Below are 14937 nucleotides of genomic sequence, written 5' to 3' on the forward strand. Positions count from 1 at the left end.
AGTATGGCCTCCCCCTTCACCCTGAGAGCGATTGATCACCGCACCATGAATGCTCCGTTTACATTGCGGCCGTACCAGCAGGAAGCGGTAGATGCCACGCTGACGCACTTTCGCAAATCCGATGAGTCTGCCGTGATTGTGCTGCCGACCGGTGCGGGGAAGAGTCTGGTTATTGCCGAGTTGGCCCGTCTCGCCAAGCGCAAGATCCTGGTGCTGACCCACGTCAAAGAGCTGGTGGAGCAGAATCACGCCAAGTACCAGAGCTATGGGTTAGAAGGCGGCGTCTATTCCGCCGGGTTGAAGCGCAAGAAAAACCGGCATCAGGTGACCTTCGCCAGTGTGCAGTCGGTGTCGGCCAATCTGGACCAGTTCCGGGACGAATACTCACTGATCATCATCGATGAGTGCCATCGGGTCAGTGGCGAGGAGACCAGCCAATATCAGAGGATCATCGAGTTGCTGCGGCAACAGAATGACTCCCTGAAGGTGCTGGGACTAACCGCCACACCCTATCGTTTGGCCATGGGCTGGATCTATCGCTTTCACTACCGGGGCTTTGTCCGAAGCGACGAAGATAAACCTTTTCAGCACTGCATTTTCGAATTGCCGCTGAGCTACATGATCAATCGGGGCTTTCTCACCAAGCCTGAGTTGGTGAATGCGGCGGTGGCGCAATACGATTTCTCCGCGCTGGCTCAGGACCGCTTTGGCGAATACGCCGAGAAGGACGTTAACCAGCTGCTGAGCAAACATCAGCGTGTGACCCGGGCCATTATTGAGCAGGTGATGGACCTGGCCGCTCAGCGCAAGGGCGTGATGATCTTTGCGGCAACGGTGGACCATGCGCGGGAGATCACCGGCTATCTGCCGGAGCACCACACGGCCCTGATTACCGGTGCGACCGATCTGAATGAACGGGCGTTACTGATTCAGCGCTTCAAACAACGGCAGTTGAAGTACCTGGTGAACGTATCCGTGCTGACCACCGGCTTTGATGCGCCCCACGTGGACTTCATCGCCATTCTTCGCCCCACCCAGTCGGTCAGCCTGTATCAGCAGATTGTGGGCCGCGGTCTTCGTCTGGATGAGGGTAAACAGGATTGCCTGGTGATCGATTACGCCGGCAACAGCGTGAACCTGCATCACCCGGAGGTGGGGGAGCGGAAACCGAATCCTGACAGTGAGCCGGTGCAGGTATTCTGCCCAGGCTGTGGTTTTGCCAATATCTTCTGGGGCAAAACCGACGGTGACGGTCGGGTGATTGAGCATTATGGGCGCCGTTGCCAGGGGTTGATAGAGGGCCTGCTGGAGCCTGCCGACGAGGGCGGCCCAGCGGCAGAAGGCCAGCGCCCTGAGCAGTGCGATTACCGTTTCCGATTCAAGGAGTGCCCCCACTGCGGTGGCGAGAACGATATCGCGGCCCGCAAGTGTCACCAGTGTCAGAAAGCCATTATCGACCCGGATGATCAGTTGAAAGATGCCCTCAAGCTCAAGGATGCCATGGTGATCCGCTGTGCCGGGATCACGTTGAGTGCAAGCGGCAGTAAACTGAGGCTCACCTACCACGGCGAAGATGGGGAAGAACTCAACGAGTCGTTCGATTTTAGCAAGCCGGCTCAGCGCCACGTCTTTAACAAACTGTTCGGGCGTCGATTAGCGAATAGCCAGGCCCCGAAAGAGTTCAGCAGGGCTGATGAGGTGCTTGAGATGCAGTCCCTGTTGCCGGCACCGGACTTTGTCATTGCCCGAAATCAAAAACGCTATTGGCAGGTTCAGGAACGGATCTTTGATTATCAGGGTAATTTTCGTAAGGCCTATTAAGTATTAGGCCTGGACGCCGTTACGAACGCTTGCGTGGCTGGCGGGGAGCGCTCAGCCACGCGCTATCAGGTGGGAGAAAGGCGCATCATCTGAACGCAGGCTGGTGCGGCTTGTTGTCAGCAACCCGTTTCATCCACGCCATGTCCAGCGGCACCAGTACGTTCAGGGCAAACAGCACCCAGCCGAGCGGCTGCAGGCTTGCTGCGAACCACACCATCAGAGCCAGGGACAGCAGGGCCCAGGTGACATCCACAGCAATCATCAGGTTGAAAAAGCGCTCCTGCCACCGCTGGTTGAGGGCTATGGCGGTCATATCCACGCACCAGAGCAGCATTACGATGCCAACCACCAGGTAGAAGGTTGCGCCGGGGCCTCCCGCCCACTGGGCGATCGGTTCGGCGGCCAGAATGAGAGCCAAGGCCAGGGGCGTGGAGAGGAAAACATCGCTCAGGACGATTTGCTTTACACTGAATTGGCGAACAAAGTTTTTCATGGGATCACCTCAATCGGGTTTCGCAATGTGTTTGACTACATTTCAAGCTTCCTCTCGGGTGGTGATCGTCTCAATTACCTGTGAGGTAATGGTGCAGCCTACCCTCGACTAGGATAATGGCTGAACACTCGGAATTTCACAGGAAACACAATGAGCGCCTTCGGTACGCTGTTCAGAGAAATGCGGCAGGGAAAACGCCTGAGCCAGATGGATTTTGCTCTGGAGTGCGAGGTATCGGCAAAACACATCAGCTTCCTGGAAACCGGCCGCAGCAAGCCCAGCAAAGGCATGGTTCTGCATTTAGCACAGATGCTGCAAACGGATCTGGCGGGGACCAACCGTCTGTTGTCGGCGGCGGGTTTCAGTCAGGTTTACTCCGACCAGGATCTGAGCGCGCCGGGCATGGCTATGATCAAGGACGCGGTTGAACACCTCTTGCAGGCACATCTGCCTTACCCGGCGGTGGTATTCGATCACGAATATTACTTGGTGATGGCCAACCAGGCCATGCAGGATATGATCCTAAGAATGGTGGAGCTGGGCGCTCAGGTTCCGGCCAGGCCAAACTTTCTGTTGTCGCTGCTGGATGACCACGGCATGAAACCCTTCGTGGGCGATTGGGAGAATATCGCCTGCCACATGCTGCAGCGGGTCTATCATGAGCATTTAGCAGGCCCCTTCAGGGACCAGCCTAATCGATTGCTGGAGCAGGCGTTGATGGTGCCTGGCGTTCCTCAAAACTGGAAAAGCCACGTTGTGGAACATCTGGACTACCCGGCGATTCCTTTCACCCTGAACTTGGGGGACCAACAACTCAGAATCTTTTCCACCATTGCAACCATCGGCACGCCCCTGGATGTCACCGCCCAGAGTTTGCGGATTGAGCATTTTTTTCCGATGGATGAGAGTAGCAAGGCCTATTGGCGAGCCTGAGGGCCAATACGAAACCACCTGCTTCGAGCCTCAATGTCTCAGGGCGACAGCAGGGCGACACTAGTTTTGATGCGTGCAGGGCGGCACACCGGCGCCAAGCTGGCTATGCTGTATGGGTGGCGTGTGAACAAGGAGGAACAAACATGCGTTATCTTGCGATTCTATTAGTTACGATGTTTTTTGCGGGCAATGCCCTCAGTGGCCAGTGCCCATCTCTGGTTAATGAAATTGACCAAAAACTGCAGTCAGCACAACTGGATGGTGATACAGCGAGCAAAATCAAAGAGCTCCGGGATCAGGGCGAATCACTGCATAATCAAGGTAAACATGCAGAGTCTGTGAAGGTGCTCAAAAGAGCGATCAACGAACTGAACGCTGCGTCGTAACCGGCCACCGCCTGGTGGCAATTGCTGCCACCAGGCGCGTGAACGTGACGAGAAAACCGGAGCGGAGATAGTCGCAAACTGAAATAGTCGCAAACTGAAATAGCCGATGTCCCAGGTCCTGAGAATAAGCCCCACATCAGGATCGCCGATGCCGCAGGGTGACTGTTTCGGTTCTACTTCAAACAATTTTATGCAATCTGAGATATTATGGGTGTTTGAGGTTGGTGAATAAGCCACCAAATTACGTGGAGTACACAATGAGCAAGAAACCCGAAAAAGCCACATTAACGTCTGCCACAATTGAAGAGCAGACTGCTGCTTTCCTTAAAGCCGGCGGTACCGTTGAACAGATAGGCAAAGGTGAGAGTGGGCAGCTTTCCTACTCTGCTTCAAAGCAGGCAAACCAGAAGAAGTAACACCTGTTGGCACATCCGGCGATACCCTGAAAACAGCGCAACGGAACAGCACCATTCCTATGGCATGACGCCAACCGTAGGGCGTTCTCGATGCGCTGTAGCTTCGCCGGTTGGCGCCATCATTGGATTCTCAGTCTTTGGGATATACCCCTTTTTCCAGCAACACCCTCCCCCCTGAAAAATAGATAGAAGTTGATGGTGGTCAGGACGCTTTTTTAGAACTCTCTCTAGAATAGTGCCTACAGACCTTACCCGAGTGTTGTCGTTCGCATGAGTGTAACCGCAATCAGCTTCGTGGGCATTCTCGCTCTATTTCTGCTTATCGGCATTTCGTCGATCCGGAAAAAGCACGAGGACGTTAACGACTATCTGACGGCAGGGTGTAATACGCCGGCCTGGATCATCGGGTTGTCGTCGGTGGCCACTAACAACTCCGGTTACATGTTCATCGGGTTGGTGGGGTATACTTGGGTAGCGGGCGTATCGGCCTTCTGGGTGGCATTTGGCTGGCTGGTGGGCGACTGGTTTGTATGGCGTGGTTTTCATCGGCGACTGCGGGAGTATTCGGAGAAGCATCCGGTGAATACCATTCCCGCGCTCACCTCCCAGAACCCTGCACTGGAATCGAGCCCTCTGCGTATTGTGTCGGCGGTGCTGACGCTGCTGTTCCTGTCGGTGTATGCAGCCGCCCAACTCAAGGCAGGTAGCAAGGCCCTGCATGTGATGTTCGAATGGCCGGTTTGGCTGGGTGCCGTGCTGGGCGCCGTGGTGGTGGTGCTGTACTCGTTTGCCGGTGGTTTACGGGCGTCTATCTGGACCGATGTGGCGCAGTCTTTTGTGATGCTGTTGGGCATGCTACTGCTGTGTATTGCGGCAATGATCAACGTCGGTTTTCCCTGGACCCTTGCCGATCGGCTCTACGACATCAATCCGGCCTTGCTGGACTGGACGCCGGACAATCTGGCCTTCGGTACACTGGCATTTGTTCTGGGTTGGGTCGCTGCCGGCCTTGGTGTGATCGGCCAGCCGCATATTCTGGTGCGGACGATCGCGCTGCGCCGCCCGGAAGACGTGCCGGCGGCCCGGAAGGTGTACTTTGGCTGGTACATTCCCTTTGCACTGATGACGGTGACCATTGGGCTGTATGCACGGGTACTGTTAGCAGGTGATCTGACCGATCCGGAACTGACGCTGCCCACCATGGCGCAGGCGTATCTCCCGGAGGTATTGGCTGGTATGGTGCTGGCCGCCATTTTTGCGGCGACCCTGTCCACCGCCGATTCCATGCTGCTGTCGTGTTCCGCCGCGATCAGTCAGGATCTGATTCCACGGTTCGGGCAATCCTATGTGCGAACCAAGTTTGGCACCCTGGGCATTACCCTTGTGGTGCTGGGGGTGGCGCTGAGCGCCCCTGCCAACGTGTTTGCCCTGGTTGTATTTGCCTGGTCTGCGCTTGGTGGCACGCTCGGGCCGGTGATATTGCTGCGGGTTTTGAAAGTGCGCCTGACCCGGCCTACCGCTGTGGTCATGATGCTGGCGGGCTTTGTCACGCTGATTACCTGGCAGGCCCTTGGCTATTCCGATTCCCTCTATGAGCTGTTGCCAGCGCTGATTGTGTCGTTCGGGGTCTATTTCTTGATGCGGCTTTTCTACCGGAAGGAGGCATAAATGCCATCGGCGAGTCCCGAGAAATCGAAGCTCAAGGCCTTGTACGCAGTCGATGCCTTGCGGCCCCTGGACCAGTTGGATCCTGCTGGCGGTTTGATTGACCCAGAGAATGTATCACTGTTGGTCCTGTTGGTTTGTGAGGTGCCTGAGGAAAGCCTGGCGTTGTTCCGCAAGCAACTGATGCTGCCTGATCAGCTTCGGCGACAGGTGGCCGCTCGCGAGGTGGAATTAAAGCACCACCTGGCGGAAATCATCCGCCGGCTGGAATCGATGGGTTATGAGGCTGATGGATGTGTCGAGCGTGGCAAGAAAACAGGGCTTGTCATTACAGAGGTGGCTGAGCGGGAAAACGTCGATCTGATCATCTTGCAGCGACGCCGCCAGAGAACCTGGCAGCGCGTGCTGGTTGGCAGCGTGGCCGACTATGTTACCCGCCACACTAAGCGGCCTCTGGTGATCATGCCGAGCAAATGAACTTGGGGTTAAACCCGATCCTGCAGTCCCGTCAGCATCTCGTCCACCACCGCAAACTGGGCACTGATGGCTTTGGTTGCCTGTTCAAAATAGGCGGTTGCCGCAAGCTTCGGTGCAGCGGCAGACAGGAACTCGGTTTCAATCACAGACAGCAGCATGCTAACCGTCTGGCCGGCTTCCTGTAGTGACCGTAAACCGCTCTGGTTGTGCCCCTTCAGATCGGTGTGAGCGATGGACGACAGTGCCTGGATTCGCTCACACAGAAAGCCCAGCCTGATTCGCTCCACGCCTGTGCTTTGTCCTGCCGCAGCAATACCTGTGCCCAGGGCCCGCGCCTGTCCCAGCCATTCGGTGGTATAGAGGAGTTCGCGCCACAGGGTGCTCACGCCATCACCTGGGTGTGTCACAAACAGCAGGTTGTATTGGGCCGCTATGTCTTCAATCAGTTGCAACATGTTGGCGATTAACTGGTTGTGCTGTTTTATGTTGTCGTTGACCGGAAGCGACAGCGCCGAACGTTCAAGCCGGGACCAGTGGTCTGTAAACGCCTCCCAGCGGTCATGGCAGGCCAAACTGGATGCATCAAGGTTGCTCAGGTCTGCCCGAATTGCCGCCTGAGTCTGATCGACTTTGAGTTTCAGGGAATGGTCGCCGCCGAGATAACCGGTGCTCAGGCCGCGGTGTTGTTGCAGGTGTTCGAGCAGCTGTCGCAGCCCTTTGAGCAGGAGTAATCCCTCTGCGCGCCGGGCCGGGTTGTGCCAGGGTTTCTTGATCGCCAGCAGGATGACGGTGAGTAGTAGGAGAGAGCCTGCAATGACTAGTTCCATCAGTGAGCACCTCGTGCAGTGGCAGGTTCTGTGAGCGCTGCTGTCAGGCTCTGGATATGCTGAACAATCCGGTCTGTTTCTTCGGTCGCCCGACCATTGGCGTCAATCCGCTGGTGCGTGGTGTCCACTTGGGTGGCGATTTCGCTGACGGCTAGATCCTGCTCGCGGGCGTTCTGGGCTACTGACGCGACCTGCTCGTTCATCTGCAGGGAGTGGGTCTGAATCTGTTCCAGGCACTCCTGAACCGCCTGGGTGTGCGCGACGCTGTCTTGAGCCTGCGCTAACAGCTTATCCATCTGGCCATGGGTGGCTTCGATGTTTTCCCTGACACTGGCAATGTTGCTGCCAATGTCGGCGGCGGATTTATGGCTGCTGTTGGCCAAATCGCGGACTTCACTGGCAACCACCGCAAAACCCCGCCCGCTGTCGCCGGCCCGTGCCGCCTCAATGGCCGCGTTCAGGGCAAGCAGGTTGGTCTGTTCTGCAATGTGGCTGATGGTAGTGGTCATTTTGGTTACCAACTGAAACTGTTCGAGAAGCTGAGTCATCAGTTGGGTGGTCTGTTCTGCGTCGGCCGCCATGCCGACGATGGTGTCGCTGGCAGTCGCCAGGCGACTGCCACCCTCCCTGACCAGATCTCGAACCTGTTCGCTGGCCTGTTCCGAAAATTGGGCATTACGCGCCACTTCGGCAATGCTCTGGCTCATCTCCTCGACTGCTGCAGAGGTGGCGGCGGATGCCTGTCGCTGCTCACCGGCGCTGGTGGCGATGTCTTGGCTGCTCTGGGACAGCTCGCCGGTGGCATGGGCAATTTCAGCCAGGCGATCGGTAAGCCGTTGCTCCCGGCGCTCGCTGTCGCGCAGCGTATCCGCAAAGGCTTGGGCGAGAGGGGCCAGTAGCGTGAGGCGTGTGTCGAGCAGGCGGTAATCCCGGTTTCGGGTCTGGTTTTGGCAGTCTTCAATCAGGGCCTGGGTTTCATGTTGAGAGAGCACCAGTAGGCTGGTGGTGAGGTAGCCTGCCAATGCCACCAGGACCAGCCCGACAGTGGGGTGCCCCAAAACAGTCAGCGCCACACCGGTGATCAGGGCTAAACTGGTGCTCACAATAGCGGTCCCGGGCTTGAGCCGACGAGCAAAAACGGCCGCAGGGTATAGCAATGGGTTCATTATCCTTCCTCATAAAATACAAGGGTACTCCGGGACATACAGCAAGATACGTACCGTAGCCGGGGCGGCCGTTCTGCGTGGATATGGAGCGGGTCATGCGCTCGCGTCTGCTCTGTTTTGGGGCGCTGTGTTTGTGGCTGGACAGGCCATTGGCCTCAAAAGGGGGCAGACTCGATTCGCGCTGGTTTTGGGGGCTGGAAAAGCGATCGGATAAAGTAGAACGTAGATGTCAGAATGGCACCGGAAACTTCATGCTGAGTGTGCAGGGGTGGACATACCTTTTTTATCTCCAGGACGATATTTATATGGTAGGCGCTTTTAGCTTGGTAACCCCGACGGAGATCGTGTTCGGGCGGGGCAACGTAGCCCAACTGAATGATCGAGCGACAACAATGGGTACACGAGTACTGATTGTTCACGGCAGCAATCCCGGCCGGCTCGCTGAGGTGCTTACATCGCTGACCACCGTCGAAATCGTGCAAACCCTGTCCGTTGAGAAAGAGCCCGACCTGAATGCGCTCACGGCTGCGGTCGATCAGGGTAAAAAGCTCGGTGTCGATCTGGTGATCGGCATCGGCGGCGGCTCGGTCATGGATTCAGCCAAGGTGCTGGCGGCCATGCTACCCAGTGAGACTGATTTGATGCGCCATTTGGAGGTTGTTGGAGAAGGGCTGCCCTTAACCGCCAAGCGCCTGCCGCTGATTTTGGTGCCGACAACTTCCGGTACCGGGGCCGAAGTAACCCGCAACGCGGTGATCGATATTCCCGACGCCCAGCGCAAGGTGAGCCTCCGGGATAACCAGTTGCTCCCGGACCTTGCCCTGATTGACCCCGCACTGACCGACAATTGCCCCCGGCACGTCAGTCTGCACTCGGGGCTGGACGCCATTACCCAGGTTATCGAGCCTTACCTCTCGTCCCGGGCCAATCTGTTCACCGACATGTTGTGCAAGGAAGCGATTCCCAAAGGCCTCGCGGCATTAAAGCAGCTGATGAACGGGGAATCCAAAGAGGCCCGCGACGCCCTGGCACAGGTCAGCCTGTTTGGTGGCCTGGCGCTCGCCAATTCCGGGCTCGGAGTTGTCCACGGCTTGGCAGGCCCGCTGGGCGGCTTGTGCGGTGCGCCCCACGGCGCCATCTGCGGCGCGCTGTTACCGGCGGGCATTGCGGCCAATCGTGACGCTGTGACGGAAGCGGAACACAAGGCCCGTATCGATCAGGTGATCGGTTGGATCGCCGAGGTTTTTGAGACCAACTCGGACCAGGCGTTACCGCGTTTCCATGAATGGATTATCCAAAGTGGCCTGCCCGGGCTTGAGTCGATTGGGGTCACCGAAGAGCACATCATTGCAGCCTCGAAAGCGGCGGCCAGTTCTTCCTCCATGAAGGCGAATCCCGTGGAGTTGCCAACGGCAACCATTGAACACATCATGCGCCAGTCGTTTTGATCAACCATCGTTTTGTCTGGAACAAAAGATGATTAAGCCTAGCTGCTACAGCTGTCGGAAAAGGTTTGAGCCTACGGAGCTCAGGCTCTCGTACTCCAAAAACTACTGTGAGCAGTGCGGTGTGGGGCTGTTTGGTGAGGAGTACTTCAGTTTCCCTCAAAAGCCTGCTCCAACTGCCCGGAAAAACCTGGCGGTACACGCTACAGTCCTTATTTTGGGGGTTGGTGGCTTGTGGTTGCTCGCTCACTGGTTCGGATTTGATTGGCCGCCATTTTAAGGTTTAGAGCTAAGCGTTTCGGCGCCTCCTGAAGTTCTTGCATACTCTGCCGATAACCAAAGAACAAGAATTCTGCAGAGGACACTAACAACAATGAATGCAACGAATTCAGAGCGTGGTTGGCAGCCGCCGCTGATCAGCCGCATCAGCAGTCTTTTGGTACTGGCTTTGTTCGCGTTGGCGGTAATACTGCCGGGGTTTGCCGTGGCCGGGCTTGTGGTGGCGGCGGTTGTTACTTTGGCGGGTTGGTGGTTTAGCCGCAGCCGAGCGGTTGGCGACGAAGCGCCGAGTAACTCCGCAGTGGTCCAGGGTAACGAGGTGCTGGACATATCGGAGGATCAGCCGGTCGGCTCGGGCCAGGCAGGGCGGATTGCCACGGAGCATAATGAACTGCTGGCCAGCATGCGAGGTGCCTTGTCGGACCTGCGCCATCATGCAGTGCAGGTGGCGGTGCAATCGGCACGTTTACGCAAACTCACCAGCGAAGCCCAGCAGAGCGCTACCAAACAGGAAGAAGTCTCCCAACTGATTGCCCAGTCTAGCGGTGAGGGTGCCACGGCACTGGAGGACATTACCCAGCGCACCGGATCGGTGTCGGAGCTGAATTCCCGCAATCTTGATGGGGTGCGCGAATCCAATCAGGCCTTGTCCCAGGTGGCGGAGCGTATTCGCCAGGTTAACGACCAGCTTCAGAACTTCCGCGAGACCGTCGCCGGGCTGAGTGAGAGTGCCGGTAAAATTGGTAAGATTTTGGAGTTGGTGCAGGGTTTCTCGGATCAGACTAACCTGCTGGCGCTGAATGCGGCCATTGAGGCAGCACGGGCCGGGGAGGCTGGTCGTGGCTTCGCGGTAGTGGCAGATGAAGTCCGGCAACTGGCTCAGAAAATTGCATCGGCGACCGGCGACGTGCATCAGATCATCAGCGACATGGACACCCGGGTCGGTCGCACCGAGAAGGACACAGAGCAGTTGCTTGAGCAAACCGATCAGGCTCGGGAAGAGGTGACCTCGACCGCCTCCCAGTTCGACGACATGCTGCAGTACATCGAGCAGGCCCACGCGGAGCTTCTATCCATCACCTCGTCGGTGGAGGAAGTCAGTATTACCAACCGGCAGGTGCACGAACACGGCAACGAGATCCATCAGCTTGGCCGCGAGTTGGCAAAGGAGATTGCCGAATCAGACACCTACTCCGAGCAACTGCGCAAAGCCACAGAGGCCTCCATGGAGTTGCTGGCCCGCTACCGGATCGGCCAGGGCGCCTTTGAGGAAATCCTGGAGGCACGCCAGACTTTGGCTGCTGAATTCGAGCAGCGGCTTACTGAGTTGGCCCGACAGGGCGTGGACATATTTGATCACCGATATGAACCGGTGCCGAATACCTCACCACAAAAATACCGGACCGGGTTTGTTGATCGTTTTAAGAAAGAGTTCCAGGATCTGACAGATCAGGGTAAGGAACGCTTTGCTGGCACGGTATACAGTCTGTTGGTGGACGTTAAAGGCTATATCCCTGTGCACCACAGGGCCACGTCGCAACCGGTCACCGGTGACCCGGAAAAAGACCTCCTCTACAGCCGTGATCAGCGGCTCTACAACAGCAACGAGACTGAAATACGAAGGTCCAGCCACACGGAGCGGTTTCTCTTGCAAACTTACATTCGGGATACCGGGGAGATTCTTAACGACCTGTCGATCCCTGTGTATGTGAACGGCAAGCACTGGGGTGCAGTGATCATGGGCTTTAATCCGGACCTGTTGCTGGCGGGTGAGAGCAGAAGTTGACGGACAAGTGCAGGTATTGCTCCTGGGCCACGCCTTGTGAGAGTGTGGCCCCTTTGTTTTTATACAGCCGGGGAGAGAAGAATGAATGCCAAGCTTAAGAAGTCTGTAGTCATTTCTGTAGTCGCTGGGTTTTCAATGCAGCTTGTCGCCTGTGGCACGATCCTTTACCCGGAGAGAAAGGGGCAGTCCGCTGGCCACCTGGACCCGGCCGTTGTTGTTTTGGATGGCATCGGCTTGCTGTTCTTCCTGGTGCCCGGGGTTATCGCTTTCGCGGTTGATTTCAGCAATGGCACCATCTATCTGCCAGGCGGGGTGGCATCGGTTGATTCTAAAGAAGTGAATGCCATACAGATCTCGGGTGAGGTAACCAACGAGAAGATCGAGCAGGCTATCTTCGAGCAAACAGGGGAGAAGGTCAGTCTGGACGACGAAGGCGTTCAATCGCGCGAAGGGACGACAACCCTGAGTGCGCTGAATAGGGAAGTCAGGTTTCTTTAACTTGCTTTGGTCATCTGTCGCGGCGCTTGGTTTGCAACCGCAACGGAACGCGAGTTTCGGCCTAGTCCGGCGTGGAAAGGTCTGAGAGATCTGGCTCGCTGAGCGCCTGGATCATTTCATCGGGGTAGGTGCCTCTGTAATGCTGTGCAAGCGTGCCATCCCGTTTCATGTTATCGAGGGTGTCTTGCCAGAGCTCAACCCTGGCATCCTCGGTATCCAGTGACATGGCAATGTACAGGTATCTGACAGAGGTGATGTAGGCCAGTTCGACATCGTCTGCCGAAAATGCCGAGTCGGCAAACAACGGCAGGCGGCCTATGTCACTGGTTATCCAGGCATCAACGCGACCGTGCATGAGCATATCCAGGCATTGCGCAGGCCGGGTGGGTTGTTCCAGGTTGGTGAATCCCAGAGCCAACAGCGATTCCCCGCCAGAGCCTCCCCGATACGCACAGATGCCCTTTAGCTTGCGGGCATCGTCTAGTGTCTCTATTGCAATGCCGTCTTCACGACGTACAAAAAAACCGCTGGTGATGCGCTTGATCGGACCGACCCATTTAAACTGGTCTTCCCGAAGTTCTGATCGGGCGGTTTCAAACAGTGCAACGTTGGACTCTTTTTGAGCCACTCTGTATCCCCGAGCCCAGGGCAGTATGATAATCTCCCCAGGCTCACCAGCCCGTCTCATCAATTCACGGACAAGCTCAGCAGTAGCACCGGTTACACGGCCGTTTTCATCAAGGTATTCACCGGGGGGCGAGTGCTCCGTTATTACCTTCATCGGTTCACCCCAGAGTTGGGAACTGGTCATTCCGATGAGAAGAAGCACTCCCGCCCGTACTATTTTTCCTGCACGATAATCCCAAGCCATTCCTAATTCCTATGTCCCGAAAACGAGCGAGCGATCAACAATAACCCGCACCTGAGCTGCTTGAAAATAGCGAGCCGGAAAAAACTTGTCTGCAAAAAAGAAGTAAAACCTTTACGGATTAATCCCTTGGACTTCGGCGATCGGGCGGTGTCGTTAATGCCTGATGTCGTCCAGCTTCAGCAGTTCTTGCAACATGCTATAGCTCAGCCCCCAGATGCAGTAATCCTGAAATCGGCAGCAGGGCATATTCAAGGTGCCTAGGGGCGTTCGCCAAGGCAGTCTGCTCTGGTTCTCTTCTGCGGCAAGGTGGGTCAGGGGAACCCACACCACTCGCTGGACTTCGTGGTTTAGCGAGACGCTCTGCGGGCCCAGCCACTCGTACACATAGGGCGTGACCACCATCGGGCGCCAGCGGCTGTGGTGGCGGGTAATCAGGTCAGACAGTCGAGCCTGGAAGCGGCCATGGTGAATCAGGTCGACGCCGGTTTCCTCGAGGGTTTCCCGTTCGGCAGCCGCCCGGGTTGTGGCATCCTCGGGCTGCAGTCGGCCTCCCGGGAACGCCATGTCCCCGGACCAGGGATCGCCTTCGCGGTGAGCCCGTTGGATAAACAGCAACTCCGTTTCACCGGCCCCAGCTTGTCGGTAGATCAACGCCACGGAGGCGCGGCTCAGGCGCCGCCGGAGCGGTAGCTTCTTGGGCCGCAAGGTGCTGGCCCAGTGTTCGGTTGCCACGGTGAGCTGTCCTTTGGGGGCTGGTGGTTACCAGACTATCCAATCACTTGGCAGGCGTCCAATGACTCTGCAACTGCCCGAGCAAGGGCGAGCCCACGCCCTGTTCACCGAGGAAGCTCAGCGCGATCGACAGGAACTGCTGGATCATGGCGGGGCCAACGCTACCGAGCGGGCTAGTGCTACCCTGAGGGCGCCGCGGCGGTTGCTATGTACTAAGATTTGGCTTCAATAAGTTACAAAGTCATCAAGGACATCGGTAGCTAGGTAAACTAAAGTTCATCAGTTGGGGCTTTTTCCTGCGGTGCGTTTGCAATCATTTAGATCTTTTGGTGAATCTGATGTATCGATTGCTTGTAATCATTATAGGCGGATTGCTCATTGCTGGTTGCGGCAGTTTAAAAACCAGTGACGTTCTGAGTCGTACCGGTGACGCGCTGAGCAAAATCGGGCAAAAAAGCCCTACCGATGATGGTGACCAGGAAATTAAACCGCTTTTTGATCAACCCTATATTGATCCGTTAACGGAGTATCTCCAGCGTTACGCAGAAGATCCGTCCCGCTCGGCTCAGCTCGGGCAGGTGAGACAGGAGCGTGAACGCCGCTGCGCTGCCGTCGCCCGGCGGTATGATATGGATGAGATTACCGAAGCCAGCTTGGTATTGTACCGTCGTGGCTATAGCTTTTCCTGTCCGCAGGATGTGGCCGCCTACGAAGTGCGGCTCGAAGCGATGCAGCAGGCGTCAATACCCGCACCGCCGCCAAATAGTGAATCCTTATCCCGTCAACTGAATAACTGCTACTTGCTCACTCAGATTCGCAACTTCAGTGGGGCCCTGGATACCTGTCGCGGTCCCGCCGAAGCTGGGGCGGTTGGTGCGCAGGTAAGGATGGCGCAGATCCAGAATGCCCTGGGGAATCACGAATCAGCCTATCGCTGGGCCCAGCAGGCAGCGCCTGAATCCGGTGAGGCAGCCAATCTGCTAGGTGAAATGTACGCCCAAGGGCTTGGTGTGGCTCAGGATAAGGCGGCGGCTGCGAAGTGGTTCAGAACCGCTGCCGGGCTAGGTCATGTCGGGGCGAAAAACACTCTCGACAATCTGGTTTCAGCCTCTGCGGGTGACAATGCCGATTAAGCCGCTGCA

Annotated in this window: 15 protein-coding genes; 10 read left to right on the top strand and 5 right to left on the bottom strand. The window is 56.8% G+C overall.

From position 1 onward, the window contains the following. Positions 1–45 precede the first annotated feature (45 nt). Complete coding sequence (locus tag FCS96_RS04330; RefSeq protein WP_138439642.1) at positions 46–1821, top strand: DEAD/DEAH box helicase; 1776 nt, start codon at positions 46–48, stop codon at positions 1819–1821. An 85-nt stretch (positions 1822–1906) separates the two neighbouring features. On the opposite strand, the gene FCS96_RS04335 is transcribed toward FCS96_RS04330, so the two are convergent. Beyond that, entirely contained in the window at positions 1907–2314 is a 408-nt protein-coding gene (locus FCS96_RS04335; RefSeq protein ID WP_138438986.1) for a hypothetical protein, read from the bottom strand. A 150-nt stretch (positions 2315–2464) separates the two neighbouring features. Between FCS96_RS04335 and FCS96_RS04340 the strand changes: the two genes are divergently transcribed. The 5 genes from FCS96_RS04340 to FCS96_RS04355 all read left to right on the top strand — a co-directional run bounded on the left by FCS96_RS04340 (position 2465) and on the right by FCS96_RS04355 (position 6191). After that, positions 2465–3247: a helix-turn-helix domain-containing protein gene (locus FCS96_RS04340; protein ID WP_138438987.1), complete on the top strand. Its 783-nt coding sequence runs from the start codon at positions 2465–2467 to the stop codon at positions 3245–3247. 143 nt (positions 3248–3390) lie between these two features. Then, positions 3391–3633, top strand: a complete 243-nt coding sequence (locus FCS96_RS04345; protein ID WP_138438988.1) for a hypothetical protein — start codon at positions 3391–3393, stop codon at positions 3631–3633. A gap of 257 nt (positions 3634–3890) precedes the next feature. Further along, positions 3891–4049, top strand: a complete 159-nt coding sequence (locus FCS96_RS20030; RefSeq protein WP_171040662.1) for a hypothetical protein — start codon at positions 3891–3893, stop codon at positions 4047–4049. A 270-nt stretch (positions 4050–4319) separates the two neighbouring features. Beyond that, positions 4320–5717 (top strand): sodium/proline symporter, encoded by a 1398-nt coding sequence (locus tag FCS96_RS04350; RefSeq protein ID WP_138438989.1) that lies wholly within the window; start codon positions 4320–4322, stop codon positions 5715–5717. Further along, complete coding sequence (locus FCS96_RS04355; protein ID WP_138438990.1) at positions 5718–6191, top strand: universal stress protein; 474 nt, start codon at positions 5718–5720, stop codon at positions 6189–6191. A gap of 8 nt (positions 6192–6199) precedes the next feature. Here the strand turns inward: FCS96_RS04355 and FCS96_RS04360 are convergent, their stop codons facing one another. Further along, positions 6200–7018, bottom strand: coding sequence for a nitrate- and nitrite sensing domain-containing protein (locus FCS96_RS04360; RefSeq protein WP_138438991.1), 819 nt, complete (start codon positions 7016–7018; stop codon positions 6200–6202). Then, the gene (locus tag FCS96_RS04365; RefSeq protein ID WP_171040663.1) at positions 7018–8121 is read right to left on the bottom strand and encodes a methyl-accepting chemotaxis protein; all 1104 of its coding nucleotides are present in this window, start codon (positions 8119–8121) and stop codon (positions 7018–7020) included. The genes FCS96_RS04360 and FCS96_RS04365 overlap by 1 nt, the downstream gene beginning before the upstream one ends. 368 nt (positions 8122–8489) lie before the next feature. Here FCS96_RS04365 and FCS96_RS04370 point away from each other — a divergent pair, with 368 nt between their 5' ends. From FCS96_RS04370 to FCS96_RS04385, 3 genes are all read left to right on the top strand, one after another. After that, the gene (locus FCS96_RS04370; protein WP_138438993.1) at positions 8490–9632 is read left to right on the top strand and encodes an iron-containing alcohol dehydrogenase; all 1143 of its coding nucleotides are present in this window, start codon (positions 8490–8492) and stop codon (positions 9630–9632) included. A 370-nt stretch (positions 9633–10002) separates the two neighbouring features. Further along, entirely contained in the window at positions 10003–11694 is a 1692-nt protein-coding gene (locus tag FCS96_RS04380; RefSeq protein WP_138438995.1) for a methyl-accepting chemotaxis protein, read from the top strand. 81 nt (positions 11695–11775) lie between these two features. Next, entirely contained in the window at positions 11776–12192 is a 417-nt protein-coding gene (locus tag FCS96_RS04385) for a hypothetical protein (RefSeq protein ID WP_138438996.1), read from the top strand. Between the two features lie 61 nt (positions 12193–12253). Here FCS96_RS04385 and FCS96_RS04390 read toward each other — a convergent pair whose 3' ends face one another. Both FCS96_RS04390 and FCS96_RS04395 read right to left on the bottom strand, forming a co-directional pair. Beyond that, positions 12254–13063: a substrate-binding periplasmic protein gene (locus FCS96_RS04390; RefSeq protein WP_138438997.1), complete on the bottom strand. Its 810-nt coding sequence runs from the start codon at positions 13061–13063 to the stop codon at positions 12254–12256. A gap of 153 nt (positions 13064–13216) precedes the next feature. Further along, positions 13217–13795 (bottom strand): NUDIX hydrolase, encoded by a 579-nt coding sequence (locus FCS96_RS04395; RefSeq protein WP_138438998.1) that lies wholly within the window; start codon positions 13793–13795, stop codon positions 13217–13219. A gap of 326 nt (positions 13796–14121) precedes the next feature. Between FCS96_RS04395 and FCS96_RS04400 the strand changes: the two genes are divergently transcribed. Continuing rightward, positions 14122–14928 carry a tetratricopeptide repeat protein gene (locus FCS96_RS04400; RefSeq protein WP_138438999.1) on the top strand — a complete coding sequence of 269 codons (807 nt, stop codon included), beginning with the start codon at positions 14122–14124 and terminating at the stop codon, positions 14926–14928. Positions 14929–14937: the final 9 nt, after the last annotated feature.

Origin of the sequence: Marinobacter alexandrii (genome assembly GCF_005871205.1) — a bacterium.
GTDB lineage: Bacteria > Pseudomonadota > Gammaproteobacteria > Pseudomonadales > Oleiphilaceae > Marinobacter > Marinobacter alexandrii.

Coding starts and splice junctions, on each gene's coding strand:
- FCS96_RS04330 (WP_138439642.1), top strand. CDS start 46: ATGAATGCTCCGTTTACATTGCGGCCGTACCAGCAGGAAGCGGTAGAT.
- FCS96_RS04335 (WP_138438986.1), bottom strand. CDS start 2,314: ATGAAAAACTTTGTTCGCCAATTCAGTGTAAAGCAAATCGTCCTGAGC.
- FCS96_RS04340 (WP_138438987.1), top strand. CDS start 2,465: ATGAGCGCCTTCGGTACGCTGTTCAGAGAAATGCGGCAGGGAAAACGC.
- FCS96_RS04345 (WP_138438988.1), top strand. CDS start 3,391: ATGCGTTATCTTGCGATTCTATTAGTTACGATGTTTTTTGCGGGCAAT.
- FCS96_RS20030 (WP_171040662.1), top strand. CDS start 3,891: ATGAGCAAGAAACCCGAAAAAGCCACATTAACGTCTGCCACAATTGAA.
- FCS96_RS04350 (WP_138438989.1), top strand. CDS start 4,320: ATGAGTGTAACCGCAATCAGCTTCGTGGGCATTCTCGCTCTATTTCTG.
- FCS96_RS04355 (WP_138438990.1), top strand. CDS start 5,718: ATGCCATCGGCGAGTCCCGAGAAATCGAAGCTCAAGGCCTTGTACGCA.
- FCS96_RS04360 (WP_138438991.1), bottom strand. CDS start 7,018: ATGGAACTAGTCATTGCAGGCTCTCTCCTACTACTCACCGTCATCCTG.
- FCS96_RS04370 (WP_138438993.1), top strand. CDS start 8,490: ATGGTAGGCGCTTTTAGCTTGGTAACCCCGACGGAGATCGTGTTCGGG.
- FCS96_RS04380 (WP_138438995.1), top strand. CDS start 10,003: ATGAATGCAACGAATTCAGAGCGTGGTTGGCAGCCGCCGCTGATCAGC.
- FCS96_RS04385 (WP_138438996.1), top strand. CDS start 11,776: ATGAATGCCAAGCTTAAGAAGTCTGTAGTCATTTCTGTAGTCGCTGGG.
- FCS96_RS04390 (WP_138438997.1), bottom strand. CDS start 13,063: ATGGCTTGGGATTATCGTGCAGGAAAAATAGTACGGGCGGGAGTGCTT.